The organism is Psychrobacillus sp. NEAU-3TGS (assembly GCF_029955155.1).
Taxonomy (GTDB): domain Bacteria; phylum Bacillota; class Bacilli; order Bacillales_A; family Planococcaceae; genus Psychrobacillus.
This window is the reverse complement of record NZ_JAPNOZ010000012.1, coordinates 393539-418987: the sequence shown is the minus strand read 5'-3', so window position 1 is coordinate 418987 and position 25449 is coordinate 393539. Positions and strand designations below refer to the sequence as shown.

Annotated in this window: 24 protein-coding genes and 1 pseudogene; 21 read left to right on the top strand and 4 right to left on the bottom strand. The window is 36.2% G+C overall.

All coding sequences use genetic code 11. The features are described from left to right. Positions 1–146 precede the first annotated feature (146 nt). From OR571_RS18405 to OR571_RS18380, 6 genes are all read left to right on the top strand, one after another. Positions 147–986 carry a DegV family protein gene (locus tag OR571_RS18405; protein WP_282244922.1) on the top strand — a complete coding sequence of 280 codons (840 nt, stop codon included), beginning with the start codon at positions 147–149 and terminating at the stop codon, positions 984–986. Positions 987–1043: 57 nt separating this feature from the next. After that, positions 1044–1850 carry a GDSL-type esterase/lipase family protein gene (locus OR571_RS18400; RefSeq protein WP_282244920.1) on the top strand — a complete coding sequence of 269 codons (807 nt, stop codon included), beginning with the start codon at positions 1044–1046 and terminating at the stop codon, positions 1848–1850. Positions 1851–1862: 12 nt separating this feature from the next. Next, the gene (locus tag OR571_RS18395; RefSeq protein ID WP_282244918.1) at positions 1863–2435 is read left to right on the top strand and encodes a YpmS family protein; all 573 of its coding nucleotides are present in this window, start codon (positions 1863–1865) and stop codon (positions 2433–2435) included. A gap of 11 nt (positions 2436–2446) precedes the next feature. Next, positions 2447–2971 (top strand): peptide-methionine (S)-S-oxide reductase MsrA, encoded by a 525-nt coding sequence (gene msrA / locus OR571_RS18390; RefSeq protein WP_282244916.1) that lies wholly within the window; start codon positions 2447–2449, stop codon positions 2969–2971. Further along, positions 2968–3378 (top strand): peptide-methionine (R)-S-oxide reductase MsrB, encoded by a 411-nt coding sequence (gene msrB, locus OR571_RS18385; protein WP_142537053.1) that lies wholly within the window; start codon positions 2968–2970, stop codon positions 3376–3378. Before msrA ends, msrB begins: the two co-directional genes overlap by 4 nt. 142 nt (positions 3379–3520) lie before the next feature. Then, positions 3521–4075, top strand: a complete 555-nt coding sequence (locus OR571_RS18380; RefSeq protein WP_282244912.1) for an AAA family ATPase — start codon at positions 3521–3523, stop codon at positions 4073–4075. A gap of 98 nt (positions 4076–4173) precedes the next feature. Here OR571_RS18380 and OR571_RS18375 read toward each other — a convergent pair whose 3' ends face one another. After that, on the bottom strand, positions 4174–6033 hold the full coding sequence (locus OR571_RS18375) for a methyl-accepting chemotaxis protein (protein WP_282244910.1): 1860 nt from the start codon (positions 6031–6033) through the stop codon (positions 4174–4176). A gap of 121 nt (positions 6034–6154) precedes the next feature. Here OR571_RS18375 and OR571_RS18370 point away from each other — a divergent pair, with 121 nt between their 5' ends. The 7 genes from OR571_RS18370 (at position 6155) to OR571_RS18340 (ending at position 12061) form a co-directional block, all read left to right on the top strand. Continuing rightward, positions 6155–6376: a YozE family protein gene (locus OR571_RS18370; protein ID WP_282244908.1), complete on the top strand. Its 222-nt coding sequence runs from the start codon at positions 6155–6157 to the stop codon at positions 6374–6376. 72 nt (positions 6377–6448) lie between these two features. After that, a complete protein-coding gene (gene deoD, locus OR571_RS18365) occupies positions 6449–7153 on the top strand; it encodes a purine-nucleoside phosphorylase (RefSeq protein ID WP_282244906.1) in 705 nt (234 codons plus the stop codon). 64 nt (positions 7154–7217) lie between these two features. Next, positions 7218–8717 carry a lmo1851 family serine protease gene (locus tag OR571_RS18360; RefSeq protein ID WP_282244904.1) on the top strand — a complete coding sequence of 500 codons (1500 nt, stop codon included), beginning with the start codon at positions 7218–7220 and terminating at the stop codon, positions 8715–8717. A 53-nt stretch (positions 8718–8770) separates the two neighbouring features. Then, a complete protein-coding gene (locus OR571_RS18355) occupies positions 8771–9676 on the top strand; it encodes a CobW family GTP-binding protein (RefSeq protein WP_282244903.1) in 906 nt (301 codons plus the stop codon). Next, a complete protein-coding gene (locus tag OR571_RS18350; RefSeq protein WP_282244902.1) occupies positions 9669–9929 on the top strand; it encodes a hypothetical protein in 261 nt (86 codons plus the stop codon). The genes OR571_RS18355 and OR571_RS18350 overlap by 8 nt, the downstream gene beginning before the upstream one ends. A 159-nt stretch (positions 9930–10088) precedes the next feature. Continuing rightward, positions 10089–10943 (top strand): CAP domain-containing protein, encoded by an 855-nt coding sequence (locus tag OR571_RS18345; RefSeq protein ID WP_282244901.1) that lies wholly within the window; start codon positions 10089–10091, stop codon positions 10941–10943. A 308-nt stretch (positions 10944–11251) separates the two neighbouring features. Continuing rightward, positions 11252–12061, top strand: a complete 810-nt coding sequence (locus OR571_RS18340; protein WP_282244900.1) for a CAP domain-containing protein — start codon at positions 11252–11254, stop codon at positions 12059–12061. A gap of 350 nt (positions 12062–12411) precedes the next feature. Here the strand turns inward: OR571_RS18340 and OR571_RS18335 are convergent, their stop codons facing one another. Beyond that, complete coding sequence (locus tag OR571_RS18335) at positions 12412–13527, bottom strand: MATE family efflux transporter (protein ID WP_282244899.1); 1116 nt, start codon at positions 13525–13527, stop codon at positions 12412–12414. Continuing rightward, positions 13514–13765, bottom strand: a complete 252-nt coding sequence (locus tag OR571_RS18330; protein WP_282244897.1) for an MATE family efflux transporter — start codon at positions 13763–13765, stop codon at positions 13514–13516. Before OR571_RS18330 ends, OR571_RS18335 begins: the two co-directional genes overlap by 14 nt. A 45-nt stretch (positions 13766–13810) precedes the next feature. Here OR571_RS18330 and OR571_RS18325 point away from each other — a divergent pair. Together OR571_RS18325 and OR571_RS18320 are read left to right on the top strand one after the other, a co-directional pair. Continuing rightward, a pseudogene (locus OR571_RS18325) lies at positions 13811–14886 on the top strand (undecaprenyldiphospho-muramoylpentapeptide beta-N-acetylglucosaminyltransferase). Positions 14887–15710: 824 nt separating this feature from the next. Continuing rightward, positions 15711–15854, top strand: a complete 144-nt coding sequence (locus tag OR571_RS18320) for a YfhE family protein (RefSeq protein WP_282244896.1) — start codon at positions 15711–15713, stop codon at positions 15852–15854. A gap of 209 nt (positions 15855–16063) precedes the next feature. On the opposite strand, the gene OR571_RS18315 is transcribed toward OR571_RS18320, so the two are convergent. Next, on the bottom strand, positions 16064–16609 hold the full coding sequence (locus OR571_RS18315) for a GNAT family N-acetyltransferase (RefSeq protein ID WP_282244894.1): 546 nt from the start codon (positions 16607–16609) through the stop codon (positions 16064–16066). 347 nt (positions 16610–16956) lie between these two features. On the opposite strand from OR571_RS18315, the gene OR571_RS18310 reads away from it, so the two are divergent. The 6 genes from OR571_RS18310 to odhB all read left to right on the top strand — a co-directional run bounded on the left by OR571_RS18310 (position 16957) and on the right by odhB (position 25020). Continuing rightward, on the top strand, positions 16957–18180 hold the full coding sequence (locus OR571_RS18310) for a PAS domain-containing protein (RefSeq protein WP_282244892.1): 1224 nt from the start codon (positions 16957–16959) through the stop codon (positions 18178–18180). Further along, positions 18159–18623, top strand: coding sequence for a GGDEF domain-containing protein (locus OR571_RS18305; protein ID WP_282244890.1), 465 nt, complete (start codon positions 18159–18161; stop codon positions 18621–18623). Before OR571_RS18310 ends, OR571_RS18305 begins: the two co-directional genes overlap by 22 nt. A gap of 33 nt (positions 18624–18656) precedes the next feature. Then, on the top strand, positions 18657–19331 hold the full coding sequence (locus tag OR571_RS18300; RefSeq protein ID WP_282244888.1) for a response regulator transcription factor: 675 nt from the start codon (positions 18657–18659) through the stop codon (positions 19329–19331). After that, on the top strand, positions 19328–20704 hold the full coding sequence (locus OR571_RS18295) for a sensor histidine kinase (protein WP_282244887.1): 1377 nt from the start codon (positions 19328–19330) through the stop codon (positions 20702–20704). The genes OR571_RS18300 and OR571_RS18295 overlap by 4 nt, the downstream gene beginning before the upstream one ends. Positions 20705–20970: 266 nt before the next feature. Next, positions 20971–23769 carry a 2-oxoglutarate dehydrogenase E1 component gene (locus OR571_RS18290; protein ID WP_282244886.1) on the top strand — a complete coding sequence of 933 codons (2799 nt, stop codon included), beginning with the start codon at positions 20971–20973 and terminating at the stop codon, positions 23767–23769. A gap of 33 nt (positions 23770–23802) precedes the next feature. After that, the gene (odhB, locus tag OR571_RS18285; RefSeq protein ID WP_282244885.1) at positions 23803–25020 is read left to right on the top strand and encodes a 2-oxoglutarate dehydrogenase complex dihydrolipoyllysine-residue succinyltransferase; all 1218 of its coding nucleotides are present in this window, start codon (positions 23803–23805) and stop codon (positions 25018–25020) included. Positions 25021–25449: the final 429 nt, after the last annotated feature.

The following is a 25449-nucleotide window of genomic DNA, read 5'->3' as shown; positions in this document are numbered from 1 at the left end:
TATCGTTGGGATATTTGAACAATTTCCATCAAATTGTTCAAATATCCTTCTTTTATTCATATAGTGAAGTATATCGCTATTAAATAAGTTTACAAGGGGCAGTACTTCTTCTTATAATAATACGTATAGAGGAAGGAAGAGATAGAGTGCCTAAAGTACATATCGTAACAGATTCAACAGCTGATTTAACAGACGAGCTGATCAAACAATATAATATTCACATTGTGCCACTTTCCATTCATATAGACGGAGACTCATATATAGATGGCGTTACGATTCATCCAGAAGAGTTTTTAGAAAAAATGGCCACTTCCAATGAATTACCTAAATCATCGCAGCCACCAGTAGGCGTTTTTAAAGAGCTATATGATGAGCTGGGGGCCAGTGGCGATCGAATTATTTCTATTCATATGACAGGAGCTATGAGCGGTACGGTGAAGTCTGCTCAAGCAGCAGCTGAAATGTCTACATCTGACGTCACGGTAATGGATTCTCAATTTATTTCGTTTGCATTAGGTTTTCAAGTGGAGGAAGCAGCTAAAATGGCCGCAGATAATCATTCAGTTGAAGATATTATAAAAAAGTTGGAAGAAGCCCGTGTCAAAACAAAATTATTTGTCGTAGTAGATACGTTAGATAATTTGGTTAAAGGTGGTCGCATCGGGAAAGGGAAAGCAATGCTCGGATCTTTACTTTCCATTAAACCAATTGCGAGTTTAACAGACGGTGAATATACACCTGTTGCGAAAGTTCGAAGCCATAAACAAGTGGTCAATTATTTGTTTAATGAATTTGTGAAAGACACAAAAGGGAAAATTGTAAAGGCGGTCGGCATCTCCCATGCAAATGGATTTTCCATGGCTACCCCATTAAAAAACCTAATTGAGGAATCTGGTTTTAAGCAGATTCAAATGTCGTTTACCTCACCTGTAATTAGTACACATACAGGTCCTGGTGCTATTGGATTTATGTATATGACAGAATAGTGATCAGGCAGGGAAAAGAAGATTCCCTGCCTTTAATCATAAATAAAGGGGTTTAGAATGAAATATCTTGTTAGTTTTTTATGTATACTTATGCTATCCGCTTGTACACCAAGTGAGTTAAAGGAAGTAAGCTTCTCCGAAAGGGAAGCGGTGCTGTTTGAAGAATACGTTATTCCTTTTTCTTTTTTTCCAAGAACGATTGAGCTTGTAGGACTTGGAGATTCACTTACACAAGGTGTGGGAGACGAATTACAAGGAGCAGGATATATTGGTCGACTGCAAAAAGAAATTTCACAATATAAAGGAATAGAAGAGGTTGTTTTAACCAATACTGCGAAAAGAGGACGTCGTAGTGATCAATTATTAAAAATGCTAAAAGCCGGAGAAATCGATCATCAGCTTCGAAAAGCGAATATTATTACGCTAACCATCGGTGGTAATGATATGATGAAAGTAGTGAAGAAGGATTTATTTAATCTTCGTGTAGAAGCTTTTGATAAAGAATTAGTGAAGTTTGAAAAAAATTACGATCAAATATTAGAGGAAATTCGAGAGATTAATAGTAGCGCCCCTATTATTCTTCTTGGTCTTTACAATCCTATTACTGCAGTAACGGATGAGAAAAGTGAATTGGATGAGATATTAGCAGATTGGAATAATAGCATTGAATCGATGGCAGAGAGTGATGTAAATGCTTGTTTTGTACCAATCGATCAACTTTTTGTGACGAATGCGAATCTAGTGTATCATACGGACTTTTTTCATCCAAATAGTAGAGGATACGAACTCATTGAAGAAGCTTTAGTCAATTCTTTAGAAGAATGTGGTTTAATTGACGAGCGAAATAGGGAAATGTTGTTTTGAGGAGTTGTTTAAATGAATAAATGGAAGATCGCATTCTTTTTGTTGCTGCTTGTTATTTTAGGAAGTATAGGAACTTTTCTATATTGGGTAACATCTCCAGCGGAAACTATGCCAATAGAAGAGCCGAAAGCTGCCCCGGGGGGTAATGTTTTAACGGTTCATGCAACAAAAGAAGATTTTGAAGGCATCGCTAATACTTATTTAAAAAAAGCGATGAAAGGCAAGCCACTACCTATACAACTAACGGTCGATGATCAAATAGTGTTATCTTCTGAGTTAACTATCTTCTCACTCAATTTTCCTATTAAAATGTTTTTTGAGCCGTACGTAGAAGAGGGAGGGAATATTAGGCTAGAGCAAACTTCCTTAGAGGTAGGTCAAGCGAAACTGCAGCCAGAAGCTGTGTTAAAATTGATGCGCGATTCGATTGACCTGCCCGAATGGATTGTAGTCATGCCTACAGAAAAGGAAGTACATATTCAGCTAGCGAATATTCCGATGTCCTCTGGTGTTCACGTGCGAGCAAAAGAGTTGAATTTAGAGGAAGATATAATAACATTAGAAATAGTCATACCATCGAAATGAGGTGCTAAACAATGGAAAAAGCTACTTTTGCAGGAGGCTGTTTTTGGTGTATGGTCAAGCCTTTTGACTCATATGAGGGCATAGAAAAAGTAGAATCGGGCTATACAGGCGGTCATGTAGAGAATCCAACCTATGAGCAGGTGTGCTCGAATGCTACGGGACATTATGAAGCGGTCCAAATTACATTCGATCCAGAAAAGTTTTCTTATGATCAGTTATTAGATATCTTTTGGATGAATATCGATCCGACAGATGACAACGGTCAATTTTTTGATCGCGGTTCATCCTATCAAACGGCCGTTTTCTATCATTCTGAAGAACAACGAGAAAAAGCGGAAAACACAAAAGCTGCACTAAATGCATCCGGTAAATTCTCCGTGCCAATTGCTACGAAAATTTTACCTGCTACTACATTTTATGCAGCAGAAGACTACCATCAAGACTACTATAAGAAAAATCCAGCACACTATAATCGATACTTTGTCGGTTCTGGAAGAGCGGCGTTTGTAGAGAAAATGCGGGAGGTATTCAAATGAAAGAAAAACTAACAGATATGCAATATTATGTAACACAACAAAATGGAACAGAACCTCCATTTCAAAATGAGTATGACAAGCATTTTGAAGAAGGAATCTATGTAGATATTGTCTCAGGTAAACCATTATTCCATTCAAAAGATAAATACGATGCAGGCTGCGGTTGGCCAAGCTTTACTAGACCGATTGAAGAGCAGGAAGTAGTCGAAAAGTTCGATGACAGTCATGGAATGAGACGAGTAGAGGTAAGAAGTAAAACGGCCAATTCTCATTTAGGACATGTTTTCCCAGATGGACCGAAAGAAGAAACCGGACTTCGTTACTGCATAAACTCAGCTTCGATGCGTTTCGTTCCAAAAGATAAACTAGTTGAAGAAGGTTATGAAGAATACTTGAAGTTATTTTAAGGAAATTAAGCTATTCCTAAAATAACTTGCTAGGAAAGTACAAAAAAGCATTGCTTTTTTGTACTTTTTTATAGGTAAAAAATCAAAATGAAATGGATAAATAGTAAAGTTAAGCATACATAAAGCAGGGGGAGTTGCATAGGTGAATAGGTTAGTTATATTAACAGTAGGTAAAACCCATAGTGGTAAAACTACATTTGCTAAGGCCTTAGAAAAAGAGATGCTGAACTCAGTGGTCATCGATCAAGATAATCACGCTGAATTTCTTCACACTTATTATGAAAAATTATTACCTGAAAATGGACCTAACGTGATTAAACATTCTATTACGCAAACCATTGTGAACTATGCAATTAATGAGACCGATTGTCATCTCATTTTAAGTAATTCAAATCGCAATCAAAAAGGAAGAATACAATTACTTGAACTATTTCATGCCAAAAAGTTTACAAGCATCATCGTAAATTTCAATATCTCAGATAATATACTTAAAGAACGAGTTAGAAATAGCCAGCGTGACACATCGGTATTAAGAACTGCATTAACTTTTGACGAAGTCCTCCGTCGGCAGCAAAGTGAGGATGTCAAGGTTCCAATCAAAGGAGAAGCAGATCACTTGTTAACGATTAACCATGAAAATGATGTGCAGTTGGTTATTCAAGAAATTAAACATATTGCTAATAGTCAATTAAATTAATAATAAAAACAAGAGCCTTCTTTTACGTTAGAAGGCTCTTTCATATAATCTTGATACTTTCCGAGTGAAAGAAGAACTCAAGGGAGTATCTCTATTATTTATAGCTTAAACTCATTAACAACTTTTCTTAGCTCATCAGCTTGATGCGAGAGTTCAATAGCGGATGCATTGATTTCTTCCATCGCAGCGGAGCCTTGCTCTGCTGCTGCCGCCGAAGTTTCGGTATTAGATGCTGTATTCTCAGCAATTTGAGTGACCTCTACAAAAGAGGCTGCAACCTCTTGGCTAAAGTTAAGCGTATCTCCAATTTGGTTCACCATTTTATCGATAATTGCAATCGTATCATTTGTTTGTTTCATAATTTGTCCTAAAGAAGCGTTTGTTTCATTTGCCACTTCTACGCCTTTAATAACGTTTTCTACTCCTTCATGATTTTGCTTTACAATCGATATCACTTCGTTTTGAATGGATGTGACAATTCCTGTAACTTCTTTTGCGGCGTTTCGAGATTGTTCTGCCAGTTTTCGTACTTCATCTGCTACTACTGCAAATCCTCTACCATGTTCTCCTGCTCGAGCAGCTTCAATCGCGGCATTTAATGCGAGTAGATTTGTTTGTTCAGCAATTGCTGTGATTGTTTTAATGATGGACGTAATTTCATACGATTTAGTCCCAAGAGCCTCTACTGTTTGAGAAGTATTGGCCATTGTTTCTTCAATATTCATCATTACTTGAGAGGAGTGCTGAACAGATTTACTACCTTTTTGTGCAGCCTCAATCATTTGATCTGTAGCTTCTTTTACCGATTGGGCATCACTGTTCAAGTATCTTGTCGCTTCTTCCAAAGAATTCATTTTTTGAATAGCAACAGTCATACTGCGCATCGTATGTTCACTACCTCTTGCAATTTCATTTGTCGTATCCGCGATAGATTGAATCGTTACAGCTGTTTCATCAGATGAAGCCATTAACTCTTGTCCACTTGCAGACACGTTCTCTGTAAGCATACTAACTCGTTTGACTAAATCTGCAATGGACCCTATTAAAGTATTAGTGCTTTCTGCAATTTCTGAAAATTCATCTTTCGTGCGTATCTTTACCCGTCTCGTTAAATCTCCACCAGCTTGTGCTATTTCCAAAATGGAACGATTAATTGAGTATGTGCTTCTTTTAATCGAATAGAAAAGATAAATTCCAAATGATAGGGTTAATAGAACAGAAAACACAGTTAAAGCAACAAATAAATAAAGTGCGTTATTATTTTCTTTCTTTAATAGAGCAATTTGTTCCGCATTATTTTTAGCTAGTAATTCGTTCATCGCGGCAATATGTACATCTACATAACTCATTGCTGTTTTACCATTACCAGCGTTGATGATTTTTTGCGCTGCTTCCATACCTTGTGAATCTCTTAATTCGATTACTCTTTCCGAATATTGTAAATAAGTCATAAAAAATTGGTCGATAGATTGTATTTTTTGTAGTTCCTCCGGTCGGTTTTTATAAGTTTGATGCAATTCTTTTAAGTGTGTAACAATCGCATCTTTATTTTGTCTGTAAGTTGTCTTATAATTTGTTTTACCTGTAATGACATAACTTTGCTCTGCATTTGCAAGCTGAGCTATTTCTGTTGCGATTTTATTGACCATCATTTGTTCTTTCATATCTACGTTTGTAAAAACTTCAAATGCTTTTTGTGAGGAAGACATTTTAGTAGAAGTTAAAACTAGCATGGAAACTAAAATAATGATTAATACTGAAAATATTAATAAGACCCGTCCACGGATGGACTGAAAGATATTTGAATTAGTTTTTGTTTTAGGTCCTTTAGTATTCCTTTTACCTTTCTTAAAGAGGGACAAAGCATTATCCTTGTTTGTTATTTGGTTGTTCTTTTTCCTTCTTTTTTGTTTAAGCCATTGTATCGAGGCTTTCTTTTGTTTAACACCCTTTGCCAATGAAACCAACCCCTTCTTGATGTGTTACATAGTCCTACTTTTTAGTTTACTTGTTTTATGATATATTATCTACATTTTTATGAATATTCTATGTCCTTAGGACTAAAGGAGGAAGATTAAGTTGAACAAGTCTTTTTATATATTTGCATTAAAATATCGTGGGGGCCATAAGGAGGATAATAAATCTCGCTTTGCAGAAAGTATGTTCCAGCAACATGATTTTCCAAAAGCAGAAACTTCTTTTCAGGCTCTATCAGAGTACATTGAAGAATTAGCTCACCCAGATTTAACGGCAAGCATGTTTGATGAGCTTTGGGAGTATTATATAGAAGGGAATAAGTAGCTTGTTCGTTGCAATTATGCTAAAAAAACGGTATTATTAAGCCGATGCATATATAGAAATGAGGTTATTTAAATGAGTATTCATATTAGTGCAAAAAAAGGTGAGATTGCGGATACAATTTTACTACCAGGGGATCCGCTTCGCGCGAAATATATCGCGGAAACATTTTTGGAGGATGTAGTTCAGTATAACGAGGTTCGTAATATGTTCGGATATACTGGTACATATAAAGGAAAACGAATTTCAGTTCAAGGTACAGGAATGGGAGTTCCTTCTATTTCTATTTATGTTCATGAGTTGATGAATGACTATGATGTACAAAAACTAATCCGTGTAGGTACATGTGGCGCTATTCAAAAAGATGTGAAAGTACGTGATGTAATTCTTGCACAAAGTGCTTCAACAGATTCTACTTTGAACAAAGTATTGTTAAATGACGTAAGCTACGCTCCAACTGCAGATTTTGACTTATTGTACAAAGCATATAATGCAGGTAAAGATGCAGGCTTAAACTTAAAAGTAGGTAATGTGTTCACAGCAGACCTATTTTATAACGAAAACGCGCAAAATGAAAAATGGGCGGATTATGGAGTGCTTGCAGTTGAAATGGAAAGTGCAGCGCTATATACATTAGCAGCTAAATTTGGACGCAAAGCCCTTTCTGTTTTAACGGTGAGCGATCATATTATTACTGGGGAAGCAACTTCTTCCGAAGAGCGTCAAACAACATTCAATGACATGGTCGTTGTTGCATTAGAAGCAGCCATCCAGGATTAATAGAAAAAGTGAGAATAGACTGTCAATCATGGCAGTCTTTTTTTAAAAAGATAATCAGTTTTTTATGAAAAGGGTGAAAAATTTGGATGAACAACAGCAAAACAACGAAGAACCAAAACGTATAGAAGAAACAAAACCATCGAGTTACATTAAGATGAAACCATTTGTTTTTCTGTTAACCATTTTATCCCTAGTTATCGTAACTGTTGCACTTACCATGCTTTACTTGACCTGGGGGAAAGAACAAGTGGTGGATCGTATAATACCACCTTCAGAACGCTCGGAGTTCTCTAAGTTGTATATGGCTTATGACAAACTAGAAGCAGAATACTATAAGGATATAGATGAAGAAGCAATTATTAACGGTGCAATAAACGGAATGATTGATGCATTAGAAGATCCTTATTCCGATTATATGAATGAAAATGAAGCTTCCCAGTTTAATGAAAGTATTTCTTCTAGCTTCCAAGGAATCGGAGCTGAAATACAAGAGCGTGATGGGATTATTACGGTAGTATCTCCGATTAAGAATTCTCCTGCTGAAAAAGCAGGTGTTTTACCGAATGATAAGATTATGGCAGTAGATGGGAAAGATATTCAAGGATATAGTGCCTCTGAAGCTGTTTTATTAATTCGAGGGAATAAAGGAACAGAAGTAACACTATCCATTAAACGTGGGGAAAATGCCACGATGGATGTCAAAATTGTGCGGGATGAAATTCCTATTGAGACAGTTTACGCAGAAATGATAGATGATCAAGTTGCACATATAATTATTTCAAGCTTTTCTACCAATACGTATGATGAGCTGCTTACTGCCATTGATGAAATGAAAAAAGAAGGTATGAAAGCGTTAGTACTAGACGTTAGACAAAACCCAGGTGGACGTCTAGACACTGCAATCGATATTTCCAACCTGTTTGTGGAAGATGGAAAACCAATTCTTCAAATTGAGGACAAAGGAGATAAGATGGTTACGCCAGCCACTCCAGGCATGCGAGTAGACGTTCCAGTAAGTGTTATTATCGATGAGGGAAGTGCTTCAGCATCGGAAATTTTAGCAGGTGCACTTAGTGAATCAGCGAATGTTCCTTTAGTAGGCTTAACCTCATTTGGTAAAGGTACAGTTCAAACTGTAAATGATTTACCAGATGGGTCGAATATTAAAATTACTACTGCAAAATGGTTGACTCCTAAAGGTAATTGGATTCATGATAAAGGAATTGTGCCAGATTATGAGGTGCAATATCCAAGCTATGCCATGTTATCGCCTATCGATCCGTCTACAACACTAGAAGAAGACCAGTCTTCCGAAGCTGTTCAAAACGCGAAAGAAATGCTTCAAGCTATTGGCTATAAAGTAGGAAAAATAGATGGTAATTTTGATGCCGAAATGACCGAAGCAGTGAAAAAGTTTCAAGCAGACAACAAGCTTGAAGTCACTGGTAAACTGGTTGGCGATTCAACTTATGTTTTAATGGATAAAATTCGTGAAAAAATCGTCAAGGACGATCCACAATTGTTAAAAGCAAAAGAAGTAGTTACAGAGCTATTAAACAAGTAAAAAAGCTGGCCATTTTGGTCAGCTTTTTCAACACGTATAAAGGAGCAAAAGAGATGAAAGATGTCTATTTATTAAGTGGTTTTCTAGGAAGCGGGAAAACTTCCCTTCTATCTCACTTAATCGAGCAATTTAAAACAGAAGGTCTAAAACCTGCCGTCATCATGAACGAACTAGGAAAGCTTGCTTTTGACAGCAGAGCTGTTGATGATGGGGTTCCACTAAAAGAAATGTTAGAAGGATGTATTTGCTGTACAGGCTCAGAGAAGATGGAGGCACAGCTCCAAATGCTTCTAGAAGGTGAAGAGTTTGATGTGTTATTGATTGAAACAACCGGTGCTGCACATCCTGTTGAAGCGATGGATGCAGTTCTTTCTCCTTTGTTTGCAAGTAGACTTAACATGAAAGGGATTATTACGGTTGCAGATTGCAAAAGATGGTTAGACCGAGACAAAATGACCCCGCAAACAAGAATGCTCTTTTTCGAGCAAATTAAACACGCACATTTAATAGTAGCAAACAAAATAGATTTACTTACCGACGCAGAAATTTTAAACGTTACGATGCAAATACAAGCGTTAAATGATGAAGCACCTATCATACAAACATCGAATAGTAAAATTCCTATAAAGCTGTTAAAAAACATGGAAGCAACCTTTCATGAAAAAGAGGTTAAAGAAGCAGCGATTGGAAAACAACTCTCTCTTTCTTCCCGCTTGCATAAATTTCAAGGACCAGTAGATCAAGAAGCGTTTGAAGATTGGGTTCGAAAGCTTCCGGTTACTATTTATCGGATGAAAGGATATGTTCCATTAAAGGGACATAAAAATCCATTTCTATTCCAATATGCTTATGGTATGGTACAGTGGCTTCCGGAATATATGAAAATGTCTCCTGAAATTGTAATTATAGGAGATCAAGTGGACAAATTAGGGATAATCGGAGAGGTACGAAATGATTGAAGCATTCCGTACCTTATATAAGGATCGTAAATTTACTACTGAACTTCAATCCGAAGAACAAATACGTGAAGTAATAAAAGCCCAACTGTTAGATGAATTTACACATCCAAGAGCAAGGCTATCACCAGAAAAAAAGTTGAAACTTGCTTTGGACAGAATATGCATAAGCACGTTGTCAGAGGAAGATAAGAACTTACTAGAGCATGTCTATAAAGAAGAATATATAAATCTGTCAACAGAAGATAGAACGTAAAATTTAAGTATTGTGGTTAAGTTATCCAATTTAAGCATTTAAAACAGTCGTTTCTAATAACATTTTCTTTAAAAATGGTCTTACTGGAATATTTTATTCTATTTTTTCTGCTATTTTTGTGTTTACAATAGGGGAGCACAAAAGAAGGAGGAAATGAAATTGAATAAAAAACATTCTATCATGGTTGGATTACTTGCAGGAGGCTTATTACTTTCAACGAATACAGCTGACGCAGCAATGATAACTGGAAATTCAAAAACTACTTCCGAGGCAAATACATCCATTATGTATCAATGGCAGTCTCCGATTAACGTTATGTATAATTACAATTTAAATAACTTAGATATTCAAAATCTAGTCAATGAGCAACTAAACAATCTAGAGCCGACTATTAAGAAGGAACTACTAGAGGCACAGAAATCACTCAACACTAAAACAGTCCAAGAGGATCAAAAGCCAGTTGCAAAAGAAAAAGCACCAGCAGCTGAAAAAGAAAAAGCGCCAGTAGTTGAAAAACCGGCTGAAAAAGAATCAACACCAGTAGCAGAAAAACCAGCTACTCCAGTTAACCCAGCTACACCCGTAACAACGCCAGAAGTGAAAGAACCAGTAAAAGAAAACACGGAAGCAGGACAAGTATCTTCAGTGATTCAACAAGTAGTAGACTTAACCAATCAAGAACGTGCTAAAGCAGGATTGAAAGCATTGCAAATTGATACAAAGCTTACACAATCAGCCCAAGCAAAATCACAAGATATGAAAGACAAAAACTATTTTTCTCATACAAGTCCAACATACGGTTCACCATTTGATCAAATGAAATCTTTTGGTATTACGTATAATGCAGCGGCAGAAAATATTGCAATGGGTCAACGCAGTGCAGCAGAAGTTGTAAAAGCATGGATGGAATCACCAGGTCATAAAGCAAATATCATGAATCCATCTTATACACATATCGGAGTTGGATTATCTGATAGTGGTTACTACTGGACACAACAATTCATCGGAAAATAATTTATTCGAACCTACTAAGTTGATAACTTGGTAGGTTTTTTGCTATTCTGAATCTATTGTCTGTTTTTATTATTCTCCAAAGAGTCTTTGTAACAAATCTATCGATAACGAGGGTTTTATATTAATCTGTCAACAGAGGATAAATCGTAATATTTGAGTATAGTGGTTAAGTTATCCAATTTAATTGCTAAAATCATTAGTTATACTAGCATTTTCTTTTTAATTGGTTGTACTGGAATATTTTATTCGAATTTTTCTTCTGATTTAGTGTTTACAATAAAGAGGCACAAAAGAAGGAGGAAATGAAAATGAAGAAAAAGCATTCAATTATCGTTGGATTACTTGCAGGTGGATTGTTACTATCAACTAATAATGCAGAAGCAGCAATGACAACTGGAAATTCACAAACTACTCCGGAGGCAAATACATACGTTACGTATCAATGGCAGTCTCAGTATAATTACAATTTAAATAACGTAGAAATTCAGAATATTATTAATAAAGAATTAAAAACACTTAATATTAAAGTAATAAATGGAGCTAAACAACCTACAGTTATCAAGAAAGCAACAGTAGTTAAAAAAGCGCCAGTTGTTAAGAAGCCAGTTGTCACTGAAAAAGCACCGGTAGTAAAAAAACCAGTAACTCCTGTAAAACCACCAGTATCAGAAAAACCAGCAACACCAGTAACTCCACCAGTAGTTAAAGAACCAGCTAAAGAAAACAATGATTCAGTGCAAGTACCAGCTGCAATTCAACAAGTAGTAGATTTAACCAATCAAGAACGAGCAAAAGCGGGGTTAAAAGCTTTACAAATTGATACAAAGCTAGCGCAATCAGCTCTAGCAAAATCACAGGACATGAAAAACAAAAACTATTTCTCTCATACGAGTCCAACATACGGTTCTCCATTTGATCAAATGAAATCTTTTGGTGTGACGTATAAATCTGCAGGTGAAAATATTGCAAGAGGTCAACGTAGTGCAGCAGAAGTTGTAAAATCATGGATGGCGTCGCCAGGTCATAAAGCAAATATTTTAAATCCATCGTACACACACATAGGAGTAGGTTTATCGGATAGTGGATACTACTGGACACAACAGTTCATCGGAAAATAAATAAAACAAAACTACCAAGATAGTATAACTTGGTAGTTTTTTAATCCTTTCGAAAATTATAAAACGCTACTAGCTTGATTGACTTGCTAAAATAAACAGCTTTACTACTGTATATACCCAATAAATGGCTAAGGGCAACCAACCGACCATTCAAAGCAATTAATTCTAGTTGGAAAGCAACCAAATTGCCGATGATAGCAACTAGTTCTCAAAAAAGCAAGTTTACTTGGAATGAGTCGATATTGATTGTGACCAGTTATAATTTCCACAGGTTATTTCAAATAGTAGAAGCCTTTTTGTTATGGGTATTTATAAATTCAACGAAAAATAATAAATAGAAAACGACGCATTTAAGCGTCGTTTTTTGTTACTCTTTTTTGTAAGTATATGAGTCTAGTAACAAGTGTAATGGCTCCAACTGTAAGTCCGACTATTAATCCGATCCAGTAGCCGAAACGTTCAAAAGAAGTATAAGTAGCTAGATAATATCCGGTAGGCAGTCCGATAATCCAGTAAGAGATAATAGCCATGATAAACGTGACTGTTACATCTTTATATCCACGTAATGCACCTTGTACGGGTGCTTGAATTGCATCTGATAATTGGAAAAGCGCTGCAAACAAGAAAAATTGCACTGTTAACGAGATTACATATTGATCGTCCGTATAAAGAGCGGCGATCAGTTCTCGGAATATTAACAGAATAGAAGAAGAGATAAAACTGAAAAATACGGCTGTTCCTACACTTAACCAACTATAGGTTTTCGCATCTTTATATCGTTTAGCTCCCACTTCATGACCTACTAAAATCGTTGCTCCCATCGCTATACTAAGCGGGATCATGTAAAGAAGGGAAGTAAAGTTCATGGCTATTTGATGAGCAGAAATGACCTCGGTCGAATACTTGCTCATCAGAATGGTTACAGCTGAAAAAATAGTTGTTTCAGCGAAAAGCGCCAATCCTATCGGTACACCAATTTTAGTTAGCGTACCCATTTTTGCAAAAGATGGTTTACGCCAGAATTTAAAGATCAATAACTCTGAGAACGGTTTATTTTTATAAACAATGATGATTGCGATAATTAGAATTAGCCAATAAGTAACCGCAGATCCAAGACCGGCACCAACTCCGCCGAGTGCAGGAAAGCCAAGCTTCCCGTAAATAAACACATAGTTTAAAGCGATGTTAATCGGCGCCGATAATAAAGTGATAAACATGGAAACTCTTGTCTTCCCTAAAGCATCGATAAAGGAACGAAGGACACTATATAAAAATAAGGGAACAAGACCAATACTCATCATATATAAATATTTCTTAGCGACTAAGCGTACACTATCTTCAAGGGGTATTAAATTCAATACTGGATCGATTAACAATAATATTCCCAGAAAAACGATAAACGCTAGAAATATAGCAATATAAAAACTTGTTGTACAAAGGTTCGTACATCTTCTATCTTTTTGCACCGATAAATTGTGCTACAATGGGCGTAATGCCTATTAATATACCAGTTAAACCGGTATAGACAGGAACCCAAATGGAGGATCCAATAGAAACACCTGCTAGATGATCAATACTATATTTACTTGTCATTAATATATCAAAAAAGGTCATTAAATAAAGTGCGACTTGTGTGATTAAGATAGGTACAACAATTTTAATCATATATTTACTTTTTTCGGGTAGTGATTTCGTTTCATGCATTTTGGCATACATCCTTTAAGTTTTAAAATAGTTAGGAGATTATGAATGAATAATAACACAATCGTATTAACGGGTGGGGGAACTGCTGGTCACGTTTCGTTAAATGAAGCAATTATCCCTGAGTTAATAAAAAAAGGATATAAAATCCATTATATTGGCTCATATGATGGTATCGAAAAAACAATTATTCAAGAAAATTTTCCGACATTACCTTATCATTCGATTTCAATGGTAAGCTACGAAGATATTTCTCGGTAAAAAACTTTTCCGATCCATTTAAAGTATTATACGGTACATTACAAGCATTAAGTATACTAAGAAAAGTAAAGCCGTCAATCGTTTTCTCAAAAGGTGGGTTCGTCTCAGTTCCGGTTGCTATCGCCGCAAAGCTTGCAAATATCCCGGTAGTAATCCATGAATCCGATTTAACACCAGGACTTGCAAATAAGATTGCATCTTCTTTTGCGGAACATATTTTTACAGTGTTTGAAGAAACACTAAACTATTTGCCAAAAGAAAAAGCATCTTCTATTGGAGCTATCATACGTCCCGATTTATTTTTTGGTAATGAGCAAGTTGCCGAAAGACTGACAGGCTTTCAAGCTGAGAAAGATACATTAATCATAATGGGGGGAAGCCAAGGCTCCGCTAAGATTAATGAAGTGATTAAAGAAAATATCGATGCTTTAACAAGCAAGTTCCAAATTATTCATCTTTGTGGAAAAGGAAATTTGGATGCAACATTAACAGGTAAGCCTAATTATATCGCATTTGAATATGTAACAGATGAATTACCTCACTTATTAAAGATATCAGATTATGTAATAAGTCGTGCAGGATCAAATTCTATATTTGAATTCCTGGAGTTAAAAAAACCAATGCTGTTAATCCCCTTATCGATTCATGCAAGTAGAGGAGATCAAGTGTTGAATGCTAACTTTTTCGAAAATAAAGGATATGCACTAAAGATAGAAGAAGAGCACTTAACAACGAAAAGTTTTATGGATACACTATCTGATTTAGTAAAATATAAAGAGGAAATAATCGATAAACAATTTACGGCAGATTCATCTAAAACACCAGACCAATTCACAGAGTTATTACTTACGTATAAAAAATAAAAATGGCACTGCTCAGTAAGTATGAAAAATATAGCAGGGGAAGGAAATTAGATATTTTCTTCTTCTGCTTTTTTATGGCTTAAGGAATTATAAGTTTTATGATTGTCGATCAGTATAGGGAAACTGCGCGGTAAGTTGCCCTATTAAGGGTTCACTATGATTTTCGCTTCAGGCGGACGCTTTCCGCCGGCATGGCTTCAATCTCCTCGGAGCTCTCGCTCCTGCGGGGCTTTCAGCTCATGCTATTCCGGCAGGAGTCGCCGCCTTCCGCTTCAATCATTATGTATGGACTGCTAATTTGGTGTCTGCAGGTATCAAAGTTTTGAATTTATCAAGTTTACCACTCCATAAAAATAAAACCAAATTAGACAATGCTATCACCAAATATGTAGCTCGTTTATTAGGATAAAGCTCGGCTCGTCTTTTTCAACTATTTATTGGTATTACTTATCCATCTAAGTACGCTTGTTGTTTGGGCGAAGTAATGCTTAACATTTCCCTAATAGCTAGTGGCATTAGGGTAGTAGCATGCTTTATTGGATTGAAGCGGAAGGGCGGCGACTCCAGCGGGATGAGTGAGACAGATAAGCCATCACATCGTAAGCGTAGCGTCGGTGATGGCTTATCGCTCACCCCGCGGAAAGCGTCCGCCCTGCAGCGGAAATCCTAGCAGATACTTCATTCAACTCATTACCGCGCAGTTTCCCTATTATGTGCGGCATACCCCAAAAATACATGAAATCATTTTTATTAATTTTTTATATCGAATATCAATGAGAACAAAGGAAAAACTGATAAGGACTAAAACGAAAGGAGTGTTCCGAATGAAGAGTCGTAAAGAACCACATGAGCAGTTCACCATGAAAAATAATGGGTTGAGCTCTATGCAAGAAGTTATCTATCAAAAGGAATTCAATCGTGCGGATAAAGCGACAACAAAGAAAAATCAAAGCCATAATAAAAAGTAAACATCTTAATGAGCTCCGATATAGGGTAACCTAATCGGAGTTCATTTATTTATTATAAGATCTATACTAACGTTTGCTATAGAAAAAATGTTCGGATATTCATCAGTACTTAAGTAAGAAACTCACACAAAAGCAGCATCTCCAAAATAGAGATGCTGCTTACATATTTATTTATCTTAAATCATAAACTATTTGGCAAAAGCTTTACATTACATCGCTTGTTCTTCTTCGTTATTTTGTTGCATCATCACTAAGTGGAACAAGTCTTTTGGAATATAGTACAAGTCATAAACTTCTTGTTTTTTGTTAATCTCTGCATAAATAGAAGGATGTGATTCGTTTGCTTTAATCGTATATGGCAGTTTTTCCGCAGCACGAATGCTCTTTGGATTTGTTTTACGAATACGTAAAAATACTGTATGAATATCTAGCTCAAAAAATAATTCCTCTAAAAATTGTTCTTTTGCTTTCTTATTGTAGCCAAGCCCTTGAAATTGAGTACCAATCCATGTACCCAAAAATCCAGCTCCATCTTCAATATCGAACAAATTGATCGTACCAATTGGTTGACCGTAATCACTTACAATCGTACGGGTGATTACCGTTCCAGATTCCTCTTCTTCCATCAATTGTTTCGTTGAAAACCAATATTCATCTGCTGAGTATGCTTTATGGCGTACATAAGGCAGTACAGTTGGATCAGACATAAGTTCATATAGAGAAGTACATTCATGCAAATCTCGTTTTTTTATCAAAAAAAGCGCCCCCTAAAGAAACCAATAAATGAGCATAGTCATCCTAGGTCCCAGAAATTTTTCATTTCGAATTGCATAAAAAATTTCGGGGTAGGAATCGAACCTACTAGGACCAGCTCAAAACTGGTGGCGCACCATTTGCCTTCCCTCGGCAAAGCGAACTTTGCCTTATAAAATTATTTGCATTAATAATATACTTTGTTTTTGCGATTTTGCATAGTGTTAAATCGTGTCAATTTTATTAAATGTTCGTAAAGAATATAAACTAAAATACTTGTATGTTGAACACTAAATACATATGATTATAGGATATAAGGACAGAAAGTGATAGGAGTTTGTTTAAGAAAATGTCTTACCCAATTATTACGCAAAAACAATTCCATTTATTATATGATTTAGTAGACGAATATGTGTTTTTCATGCGTAAAGAAGGAAATACTTTTATCTATGAATATATCAATAAAAAAGCAGAGGAAATCTTTAACGAAAATCCACAGGGCAGACAATTAGAGCAATGCTTCGATGATTTTCATTGTAAAACGATTATCTATCATTACAATCGAGCGTGTACGCTTAAACAATCTATTTCTTATCAAGATCATCACTGTATAAAAGGGGCAACATTTGTAAACGAAACGTTGGCGATTCCCGTTTTTGATGGAGATAATGTGTATATTCTAGCAACAACAAGAGAAGTGATTAAAACAAAAGAATTACAAGAGTCTACTTATATATTAGAGAGTTATCGTAAAGGAGTAAATGATGCAGCCCTTGTCGCAATGACGAATGAAAAAGGGATCATTGAAATGGTAAATGAATTATTTGAGTCAACTAGCAAGTTCCAAAAAGAAGAGCTAATTGGAAAATCATTTTGGATGATTAATTCAAACTATCATGAAGATAGTTATTTTAAGCAGATGTGGGTATCCATCCAAAAAGGAGAGATTTGGAGGGGTCAAATCCGTAATCGAACAAAATATGGTTCCTTCTACTGGGTAGATGCAACGATTATACCAATCACCAATGAAAATGGAATTATTGAGAAATATTTGACGATTCAATTTGACAACACAGAAAAGAAACAAATGATGACGGAACTACGTAATATTGAACGTTCTTTTAAATTGATAACAGAACATTCCAATGATCTAATCGCTATTACAGATGAAGATGGCTATTTATTGTATTCCTCTCCAAGTCATGAAACTATTTTAAATTATGAAAAAGAAGAATTACTTGGAACGTATTATTTGAATATAATCGCTAAGGAATCTTCTTATCTAATAGAAAATTTGAAAACGACTCTGATGCAAAATAATAATAACAAAATCCGCACGGAGCTTCTGATAAAAACAAAAGATGAGTCCACTATATGGACAGATACAACCATTACGACAGTACAAAGCACAGTTTATGATGAAGAACAAAAGTGGTATGTTTTTGTATCTAGAGAGATTACGGAAAAACGGGCATTAGAGGAACAGCTGAAATTTTTGGCATTCCATGATAGTTTGACAGGTTTACCAAATAGACGTATGTTCTATGAAAAATGCCAGAAGCTATTCAATTAGCATCTAAAACTAATACAAATATAGCATTACTATATATAGACGGTGATAATTTTAAAGAGGTTAACGATCAGTTTGGGCATGATATGGGAGATCATTTTTTAAAACATTTTGCGGAAAATTTAGAGCAAAGTGTTCTACAACAGTATAAAATATACCGTTTTGGTGGGGATGAATTTGTCATTGTAATTGATCAAATCAATGATTATATGGATGAGAAAAGTGTTATGCTTGAAACAATCATTCAATCCATCCAGTATACATTTAAAAAAGGTTGGATGATCGACACCATTCATTTTTCACCGACTATCTCGATTGGGGTTTCCATTTTTCCGCATGATGGGCATACTGTAAATGAGCTATTAATAAATGCAGACGTGGCATTGTATGAGGCAAAAAAACTTGGTAAAAATAATTTTGTATATTCTAGTGCCGTTCATCCATAACATGAACGGCATTTTTGAAAGGATTTGTCTATATTGCAGCGGCATATTTTACTTATAGAAGACGAGATAAATATCGCTAAATTTGTAGAACTAGAACTAAAACATGAAAATTTTCTTGTGACGGTTTCTCATGACGGTAGAGAAGGAGCAGAGTTAGCATTAGCTAATGATTATGATTTGATGCTAATAGACGTTATGCTACCTAATTTAAATGGCTTAGAAATTTGTCGTAGGATTCGTAAGAAAAAAGAAACGCCTATAATTTTAATAACGGCAAGAGATGCCATAATAGACCGGGTATCGGGATTAGAGGCTGGGGCTGATGATTATGTTGTGAAGCCCTTTGCGATCGAAGAATTACTAGCTCGGATACGCGCCATTTTAAGAAGAGTAGAACGTCCGCAAACGGCAATCGTTGACTTGAAGATTAATCATTTAACAATTGATCAAAAAGCACATCAAGTGTTCTATCTAGATAAAGAAATCTTGCTAACGAAGACGGAGTATGATTTGCTTGTCTATTTCATGGAAAATAATAATATCGTATTAACTCGAGATATTATATTAGAAAAAGTTTGGGGTTATGAAACAGAAGTTGAAACGAATGTCGTTGATGTGTATATACGACATTTGAGAAGAAAATTGCCTGAAGAAATCGCTTCTCTTATTGAAACAGTTCGAGGGGTTGGATATGTGATGCGCACATGAAGCAATGGACGTTACAAAAAAAATGGACATATGCTTCTGGTCTTTCGATTTTTATAAGTTTCTTCATGATGTGCGTCATTCTATTTTTCTCCCTGTATAATTGGTTGCTCCTTTCAGAAGAGAAGCTTGCACAAAACACACTGCAAGAAGTAGTACACTTTTTTGAGTCTAAAGGACCCATTATTTCGATTCAAGACATCCAGCGCAATAAAACACTGCTTAATCAACTGGTAAACCAAAAGCAGTCCGTTCGTATATTAAACGCAGATGGAATAGAAGTGTTGCGTATAAATGATGCAAGTCCATTTCCAAGCTTTTCACAGACTATAACTGCTGACTTTCAAGAAGATAAGTTAGATGGCCAACTGTTGCTTTATAAGGGAGCGGAAATTGATTTTGGCTTGTTTAAAGGCTATGTAGAAATTTCTCATAGTCTAGAAAGTTTTTCACAATTAATGCGCTATATACTGATAGCAATGGTTATTTTCACGATCATTGCCCTTGTGCTTTCCGCCTTAATCGGTTATTCCTTATCTTCGATTTTATTAAGACCTTTAAAAGAGCTTCGCGATGAGATGCAAGAAGCTAAACGATTGAAATTTTCAAAAGAAGTTCATTTTCAATACGCAACCAATGATGAGATTGGAGAGCTATTAACGATTTATCAGCAACTGATGAATGAAGTTTCAGAGACGATCACGAGGCAAGATGAGTTTATTCATAACGTCTCACATGAGCTTCGTACGCCTATCCAAGTTGTAGAGGGGCACTTGTCTTTATTAAATCGTTGGGGGAAAGAAGACAGAGAAGTGTTAGATGATTCGTTGCAAATCTCCTTAACAGAAGTGCAAAAGATGAAATTACTAATTGAAGAAATGCTTAAGCTTGCGAAAAGGGAGCAATCCAATGATCGAGCAAAAACAATTATTTCTACAATCGTATACGATTTGGAGCAAAAATATCGAATTTTAGCACCAGCTGTAACGATAAAGTTTGTAGGAGATAAAACGGAAGCACTTACCATACCTGCTACTGTTTTAGAACAGATAATAGGCAACCTAATCGACAATGCCATTAAATACAATATAAATCAGCCAGAAATTATTGTAAAAGTGGCAACGGACTACAAGCAAACGTTGCTTTCTATTATAGATAATGGGATAGGTATTCCGAATGAAATACTTCCTAAAATATTTGATCGTTTTTTTGTTGTCGATGAAGCTAGAACAAAAACAAAAGGTGGTTCTGGTTTAGGGCTAAGTATCGTAAAACGATTAGTAACGGAATATAACGGGAATATTTATGTGGAGAGTATAGAAAATGAAGGTACAAAATTTAACATTATTTTCTCTAAAATGACAAAAGAGGAATAATCCAAATATCTCTAATTCAAATATTATTTAAATTCTTATATAATTTGAAAAAAAGCATTGTATTTTTTTTCTAGAGTAGTAAGATGGATATGGAAAAATTGTTCTTTCAATCTATACTTTCAGTCCTTTTGAAAGAGTGGTAAACTATAAATGTGTACATTTTGTGTTGTTCACAAAATCTTTACATTCCAATTTATTCTACTTAATTAATTTATGTGTTTTTTTCATCAATGCCTAAAGGCACAAAATGTTGGAGGTTTTTCTAAATGTCGAACAATCAAACACCTTGGTCAGCTTTTTCTGGTCCTAACCTTGGTTATGTGATGGAGCAGTATGATTTGTTTTTACAGTCTCCAGACGAAGTGGATAGCGAACTCGTTAGCTTATTTCAACAGTATGGTGCACCTAAAATCGCACCAACTTCCATTACTAATGTGGATACATCTGCTGTAGAGCCAAATAATTTCGAAAAAATTATTCGCGCTATAGAACTTGCGGATGCTATTAGGGCAAATGGACATTTAACAGCGGATATTTATCCATTAAATGATGGTCCAAAAGAAGATTCTAAAATCGATCCGAAAACATATGGTTTAACGGATCAAGATTTACGTGAAGTTCCAGTTTCATTTTTAATAACGAATGCTCCAAATAGTATTACAAATGGTTTACAAGCAATTGAACATTTAAGAGCAGCCTATACAAATAAAATTGCTTTTGAAATTGCACATATTGTAAACAGAGAAGAAAAAATATGGTTGCAAGAAAAGATTGAAAAAGGTGCTGTGCTAGAAAAACTTTCAGCAGATGACAAAAAAGCATTACTAAAACGTTTGACGCAAATAGAAGGTTTTGAAAAATTTATCCACCGCACATTTGTCGGTGCGAAACGTTTTTCAATTGAAGGATTAGATACATTAGTTGTATTAATGGATGAATTAGTACGCCAATCAAACAAAACTAATACAAAACAAGTAAATATCGGTATGGCGCACCGAGGTAGATTAAATGTATTAACACATGTATTACAAAAACCATATGAGATGATGTTTGCGGAATTTGCGCATGTTCCAAGCGAATCATTTTTACCGAAAGATGGATCACTAGAAATGTCTGAAGGTTGGTATGGGGATGTAAAGTACCACAAGGGTGCTGCATACCGTTCACCATCTGGTTTAACATTAAAATTAGCATATAATCCATCTCACTTAGAGGTTGTTAGTCCGGTTGTTACGGGCCAAACGCGTGCAGCACAAGAAAAAACAGATGAAGCAGGGTATCCTGTACAAGATAAAAACGCAGCATTCGCTATATTAGTACACGGGGATGCAGCTTTTCCAGGTCAAGGTGTTGTAACAGAAGTATTGAACTATAGCCGTATACGTGGTTTCCAAACAGGAGGATCTATCCATATTATTGCAAATAATATGATTGGATTTACGACGGAACATTATGATTCACGTTCAACACATTATTCTTCGGATCCAGCTAAAGGATATGAAGTACCTATTATACACGTAAATGCAGATGATCCAGAGGCAGTTCTTGCTGTGGCAGAAATTGCGCATGAGTATCGCCAAAAATTTGAAAAAGACATTGTGATTGATCTATTAGGTTACCGTCGTTATGGACATAACGAAATGGATGAACCACTAGTAACGAACCCAACTATGTACCATAAAGTTCATAAGCATCCAACAGTTAGAGAGCTTTATGGACAACAACTAGTAGAGGAAAAGTTAATCGAAACAGCTGATGTGAAAACCTTAGATGAATCGATTTTCAGTGGAATGCAAGCGGCTTATGACCGTGTAAAAGAGCTTCCTCCAACTACTGCTCATGATATCGTTATCCCAGAAGTTGTTTTAAATGGAATGCCGGAACTGCAAACAGGGGTAGAAGAAAGCAAGCTTGCAAAAATAAATGAAGAGCTTCTTACTTGGCCTGCTGAGTTTACAGCATTTAAAAAATTAGCAAAAATTTTAAAACGTCGTGAAGAGCCATTTAAAGGTAAAGGGAAGATTGACTGGGGTCATGCAGAAACACTTGCCTTTGCTACGATTTTGCAAGATGGAAACTCCATTCGTTTAACTGGCCAAGATGCTCAGCGTGGTACTTTCTCACATAGACACTTAGTGCTACACGATGAAAAAACAGGTGCAGAATTAACGCCAATTCATGCCATTAGTGATGCAAAAGCTTCTTTTGTTGTTCATAACAGTCCATTAACAGAAGCTGCTATTCTAGGTTATGAATTCGGATACAATTTAGAGGATCCAAACTCCTTATCTATTTGGGAAGCTCAATATGGAGATTTTGCGAATATGGCGCAAGTTATGTTCGATAACTTTATAAGTGCTGCAAGATCCAAATGGGGATTAAAATCAGGTCTTGTTATGTTATTACCTCATGCTGCTGAGGGCCAAGGGGCAGAGCATTCAAGCGCACGTCTAGAACGTTATTTACAGTTAGCTGCTGAAAATAACTGGACGGTAGCTAATCTTTCAAGTGCGGCAAACTATTTCCATATTTTACGCAGACAAGCTAAAATGTTAAAAGAGGATGCAATTCGTCCTTTAATCATTGTGTCTCCAAAATCGCTGTTACGTCATCCACTAGTTGGGGCAGATGTTGCCGAACTAACTGCTGGTCAATTTGAAACAGTAATGGAACAACCAGGTCTTGGTAAAGACGCTAAAACAGTAGAGAAAATCATCTTTGCAAGTGGTAAATTGGCAATCGATTTAGCAGACAAAGTAAAAGATGGAGAAGGTTACGATCACTTACACATTGTACGTGTAGAACAGCTTTACCCATTCCCTAAAGAAAAGATTCAAGCAATTGTCGAACGTTATCCGAATGTGAAACAGCTTGCTTGGGCACAAGAAGAGCCTGAAAACATGGGTTCATGGAATTTCGCACTTCCATATTTACTGGAAATTGCGGATGGCAAAGAGATCACATATGTAGGTCGTGTACATCGTTCCAGTCCTGCTGAAGGCGATGGAGATACTTACAAGGTAGAACAAGCACGAATCATTGATGAAGCATTAAAAAGTTTATAAGAGAAGCTAGGATAGTCAGAGGAGGAAATTCAAGTGGCAGAAATTATTGTTCCAGAATTAGCAGAATCGATTACAGAAGGTACTATTGCGCAATGGTTAAAACAACCGGGTGATACAGTAGAAAAAGGTGAGTTCATCGTTGAGCTTGAAACAGATAAAGTTAATGTCGAAGTAATTTCAGAGGAAGCTGGAGTTGTTAGTGAATTACTTGCTGCTGAAGGTGATACAGTTCAAGTAGGTCAAGTAATTGCTGTAGTTGGAGCAGGTTCAGGAGCAGCAGCTGCACCAAAAGCACCAGAGGCAGAAGCTACACCGGCGGCACCTCAAGCGGCAGCAGCTCCTGTAGTAGAAGAAACTTCATCTGAGCAGGATCGCACAATTGCAAGCCCAGCAGCTCGTAAACTAGCTCGTGAGAAAGGTATTAACTTAAGTGAAATTTCACCAGTTGATCCAATGGGACGTGTTCGTGTACAAGACGTTGCAGCACATGGTTCTGCACCAGCACCAAAAGCAGCACCGGCGCCTGCAGCTACTGCACCAAAAGAAGACGATGGCCGTACTACTCGCGAGAAAATGTCTCGTCGTCGTCAAACAATTGCTTCTCGTTTACTAGAAGTAAAACAAAACACGGCAATGCTTACAACTTTCAATGAAATCGATATGACTAATGTAATGGCTTTACGTTCACGCAAGAAAGACCAATTCTTTGAGCAAAACGATGTGCGCCTTGGATTTATGTCATTCTTTACAAAAGCTGTAGTTGCTGCTCTTAAGAAATATCCTTATGTAAATTCACAAATTGATGGAACAGATATTGTGAAAAACAACTTCTACGATATCGGGATCGCTGTATCAACAGAAGGCGGTTTAGTAGTGCCGATCGTTCGTGATGCTGATCGTAAAAACTTTGCTGAAATCGAAGGAAATATTGGAGAACTTGCTAAAAAGGCTCGTGATAATAAATTAGCGCTTTCTGATATGGCAGGCGGATCATTTACAATTACAAACGGTGGTGTATTCGGATCACTACTTTCTACACCGATTCTAAACGGAACACAGGTTGGTATCCTAGGAATGCACACAATTCAAAAGCGTCCAATCGCTGTTGGTGATGAAGTGCAAATTCGTCCGATGATGTATGTTGCATTATCTTATGATCACCGTGTAATCGATGGAAAAGACTCAGTTGGATTCTTAAAAATGGTAAAAGAGCTTCTTGAAAACCCAGAAGATTTAATGTTAAATTCATAAAATGTGAATAGTGCAGATACTCATAATGTGAGTATCTGCATTTTTTACTGCTTAGGAAACAGGGTAACATTTTTTAAGTAACATCAGATATGGAAATTTTCATCTTGTATGTTATATAGGGATAATGCGACATAAGAATGTGCTGTTAAGTCTCCAATAGGTTTTTCGCTTCAGGGCGGAAGCTTCCCCAGGGTTAGCGATGAGCTTTCACCGCCACTACGCATCCGCCTGGAGCAGAAATCAATTGCTATTTCTGTATCTCCTTAAGACGCATTATCTCTATTATGTGTGTCATTCCAATCATTGTTCACATTTGATAAAGCAAGCCAAAGATAGGTGCTTTAGTGTTTTTGTTCTGTGTCTCTATATATTTATGATTCCACTCCACAAACATTAAATATTCCTAATATTTTATTTTTTGAATAAAAA

Coding starts and splice junctions, on each gene's coding strand:
- OR571_RS18400 (WP_282244920.1), top strand. CDS start 1,044: ATGAAATATCTTGTTAGTTTTTTATGTATACTTATGCTATCCGCTTGT.
- OR571_RS18395 (WP_282244918.1), top strand. CDS start 1,863: ATGAATAAATGGAAGATCGCATTCTTTTTGTTGCTGCTTGTTATTTTA.
- msrA (WP_282244916.1), top strand. CDS start 2,447: ATGGAAAAAGCTACTTTTGCAGGAGGCTGTTTTTGGTGTATGGTCAAG.
- msrB (WP_142537053.1), top strand. CDS start 2,968: ATGAAAGAAAAACTAACAGATATGCAATATTATGTAACACAACAAAAT.
- deoD (WP_282244906.1), top strand. CDS start 6,449: ATGAGTATTCATATTAGTGCAAAAAAAGGTGAGATTGCGGATACAATT.
- OR571_RS18360 (WP_282244904.1), top strand. CDS start 7,218: ATGAAAAGGGTGAAAAATTTGGATGAACAACAGCAAAACAACGAAGAA.
- OR571_RS18355 (WP_282244903.1), top strand. CDS start 8,771: ATGAAAGATGTCTATTTATTAAGTGGTTTTCTAGGAAGCGGGAAAACT.
- OR571_RS18350 (WP_282244902.1), top strand. CDS start 9,669: ATGATTGAAGCATTCCGTACCTTATATAAGGATCGTAAATTTACTACT.
- OR571_RS18340 (WP_282244900.1), top strand. CDS start 11,252: ATGAAGAAAAAGCATTCAATTATCGTTGGATTACTTGCAGGTGGATTG.
- OR571_RS18330 (WP_282244897.1), bottom strand. CDS start 13,765: ATGCATGAAACGAAATCACTACCCGAAAAAAGTAAATATATGATTAAA.
- OR571_RS18320 (WP_282244896.1), top strand. CDS start 15,711: ATGAAGAGTCGTAAAGAACCACATGAGCAGTTCACCATGAAAAATAAT.
- OR571_RS18310 (WP_282244892.1), top strand. CDS start 16,957: ATGTCTTACCCAATTATTACGCAAAAACAATTCCATTTATTATATGAT.
- OR571_RS18305 (WP_282244890.1), top strand. CDS start 18,159: ATGCCAGAAGCTATTCAATTAGCATCTAAAACTAATACAAATATAGCA.
- OR571_RS18295 (WP_282244887.1), top strand. CDS start 19,328: ATGAAGCAATGGACGTTACAAAAAAAATGGACATATGCTTCTGGTCTT.
- OR571_RS18290 (WP_282244886.1), top strand. CDS start 20,971: ATGTCGAACAATCAAACACCTTGGTCAGCTTTTTCTGGTCCTAACCTT.